General features: G+C 45.4%; 3 protein-coding genes. All 3 read left to right on the top strand.

The features are described 5' to 3' along the window. The first annotated feature begins 173 nt into the window (after window positions 1–173). Window positions 174–488 carry a hypothetical protein gene (locus tag ACFIKH_RS08875; protein WP_375624265.1) on the top strand — a complete coding sequence of 105 codons (315 nt, stop codon included), beginning with the start codon at window positions 174–176 and terminating at the stop codon, window positions 486–488. Beyond that, window positions 469–1,794, top strand: coding sequence for a PBSX family phage terminase large subunit (locus ACFIKH_RS08870; RefSeq protein WP_375653736.1), 1,326 nt, complete (start codon window positions 469–471; stop codon window positions 1,792–1,794). Before ACFIKH_RS08875 ends, ACFIKH_RS08870 begins: the two co-directional genes overlap by 20 nt. Further along, window positions 1,779–2,822: portal protein (locus tag ACFIKH_RS08865; RefSeq protein ID WP_375671509.1), on the top strand; the 1,044-nt coding region annotated here is incomplete at its 3' end. The genes ACFIKH_RS08870 and ACFIKH_RS08865, both read left to right, overlap by 16 nt.

Genomic DNA, 2,822 nt, shown 5'->3' with positions numbered 1-2,822 from the left:
GATTTTTTTTGTTGACAGGATATGAAAAATAGTGTTTTATGGCGTTGCTGTACTAGTCGAATTGCGTCTAGAATTACGGTAAAGGTATAACCTTTCTTATAAGTTTATATGATTGTTCAGAGCCCTGCTTTTGCGGGGTTTTTTTATTGTCTTGTTTACAAAAAGAAACACATATGAAAACCACTGAAAAACTTGCAAAAAGAACGCCCCCAAAGGCAGGTCAAGGGCGGGTAAAAGGCGTGCCAAATAAAACGACACGTATTTTGAAAGAAGCAGTGCTTAAGGCAGCAGAGCGCGCTGGTAAGAAATATGGTGATGATGGTTTGATCTCTTATCTCGAAAAACAGGCAATCAAATGCCCTGCTGCTTATTTGGCATTGTTGGGGAAGATTTTACCTCTTCAAGTGACAGGGGAAGATGGGGGAGCCATTAAGATGATAACGCGTGTAGAAATCGCACCTTTAGTTCATGACAACACGACAGATTAATATTGTTCCAAAGCTTATACCGATTTTTACAGATAAGGCTTTGGTGCGTGCGGCTTGGGGAGGGAGAGGGTCTGGAAAGACAAGATCATTTGCCTTGATGGCTGCTTTAAAAGGCTATCAATTTGGTAGGAGAGGGATATCAGGCACTATACTTTGTGCACGTCAGTTTCAAAACTCGCTAGCAGAAAGTTCATTGGAGGAAATTAAACGCGCCATTGAAGCGCATGACTTTTTAAAGGACTATTACAAGGTTGGGGAGTCGTCGATTAAATCGATAGATGGTCGTATAGCCTTTCAGTTTTCTGGTCTGGACCGGAATATTGCAAGTATCAAGTCTATGGGGCGTATTTTGCTTTGTTGGGTCGATGAGGCAGAGCCCGTTACAGAGACGGCTTGGCAGACGCTTATACCGACTTTGCGAGAAGAAGGAGAAGGATGGTGGGCAGAGTTATGGGTGACATGGAACCCGTTGCGAGAGAATGCCCCCGTTGAGAAGCGGTTTCGCTTTTCAGACAATGAGGCAATCAAACGTGTTGAGATCAACTGGTCAGACAATCCGAAGTTTCCCAAGATCTTGAATGAAGCACGACTTGATGATCTGAGAAACCGTCCAGAGACCTATAAGCATATCTGGGAAGGGGATTATCTTACAGCGGTTCAAGGTGCTTATTATCAAAAGGAAATGTTGGCAGCTGAGCAAGAGGGGCGGATAGGGCGCGTTGCGCGCGACCCCTTGATGCAAATACGTGCTTTTTGGGACATTGGGGGCACGGGTGCTAAGGCAGATGCAACAGCGATATGGATAGCGCAATTTGTTGGACGAGAGATCAGAGTGCTTAATTATTACGAAGCACAGGGACAGCCGTTATCAGAGCATATAGGCTGGTTGCGTCAAAATGGTTATGAGAAGGCATTGATGGTTTTGCCCCATGATGGTGCGACCAGAGACCGTGTGCACAATGTGAGTTTTGAGAGTGCTTTAAATGATGCGGGTTTTGAAACGCAAGTGATCCCTAATCAGGGGGCAGGGGCGGTTAAGATGCGTATAGAGGCGGTGCGGCGTATTTTGCCTTCTGTTTGGTTCAATGAAGAGATGACGGTAGCAGGGCGCAAAGCACTGAATTGGTATCACGAGAAATGGGATGAGAAGCGCGGCATTGGTTTGGGTGCAGAGCATGATTGGTCGAGCCATGGGGCGGATGCCTTTGGTTTAATGTGCATTGTCTATGAAGCACCAAATGTCAAACCCAAGCAAGAGCGTTATTGCACTATGGAAAGAGAAGCGGCATCATGGATGGCATTCTAGATCAAGACTTTCAAAAAACGACAATCCTCGATGAATATGAAATCTATAAGCGTTTAAAGTCTTGGTACGCAGAAGATATTGAACATGTTAATGAATGGCGTGAACAGGCGCGTGAAGATTTTGATTTTTATAATGGTCGTCAATGGGCAGAGGAAGATCTTGCTGTTTTAAAAGAGCAACGCCGTCCTGTCATGACTTTTAACCGCATTGCACCCCTTGTGAATGCTATTGTTGGGGCGGAGCGTAATAATAAGCGCGAAGTACAGTTTCAACCACGGCAAATGGGAGCAGCAATACCCAATGAATTGCTTACTGGAGCAGCAGAATGGTTTCGTGATGAGGCAGAGGCGGAATATGCCGATTCCGATGCTTTTCAGGATATGGTTATTTGCGGTATGGGCTGGACAGATACGCGGCTTGATTATGATACAGATCCCGAAGGGATACCTGCTGTTCAACGTTTAGATCCCTTAAAAATGGTTTGGGATGCCAATGCTGTAAGACCAAATCTCATTGACGCACAGCGTATGTGGTATGTTGATCGCAAATCCGTTGAGGATGCTAAAAGTCTTTTTCCTGATGTTGCTGTTGAAGATCTTAACGCCGATTGGGCTATCGATAGTACAACCGCTTCTGAGGATTCTCATGTGTCGCTTGATGCGTATCAAGATGACTCCAATGCGACTTCTCTCTCAGATCCGTATTCTGGGAAACGCTATGTTACGCTGGTTGAATGCCGTTGGTTTGAATATGAGACCACTTACAAGGCGCCTGATCTTCAAACTGGTCAGATGCGCAACTATAGCAAACAAGAGTTTGAACAGCTTCAAAGGGTAATGCCGCAACTAAAAGGGGTGTGTTTTAATAAAAAAGTGGTGAGACGCGCTTTTCTAGGACGACGTCTTTTAAGCCAGCCCGATAAGCCATTAGCACCTGATGGGCAACTTGGGTGGGAGTGTATCACGGGCACGCTGGATAAGCTTAAAAACCAGTTTTACGGGATTGTTCGCCCCGCAAAAGATCCACAA

Source organism: Bartonella sp. SD1336NMGDW (genome assembly GCF_042193565.1).
Taxonomy (GTDB): domain Bacteria; phylum Pseudomonadota; class Alphaproteobacteria; order Rhizobiales; family Rhizobiaceae; genus Bartonella; species Bartonella grahamii.
Note: the sequence above shows the minus strand (reverse complement) of the source record. Positions and strands in the feature narration are given on the sequence as shown.

Bases quoted from the DNA above. Each gene is read 5' to 3' on its own strand.
- ACFIKH_RS08875 (WP_375624265.1), top strand. From the start codon at position 174: ATGAAAACCACTGAAAAACTTGCAAAAAGAACGCCCCCAAAGGCAGGT.
- ACFIKH_RS08870 (WP_375653736.1), top strand. From the start codon at position 469: ATGACAACACGACAGATTAATATTGTTCCAAAGCTTATACCGATTTTT.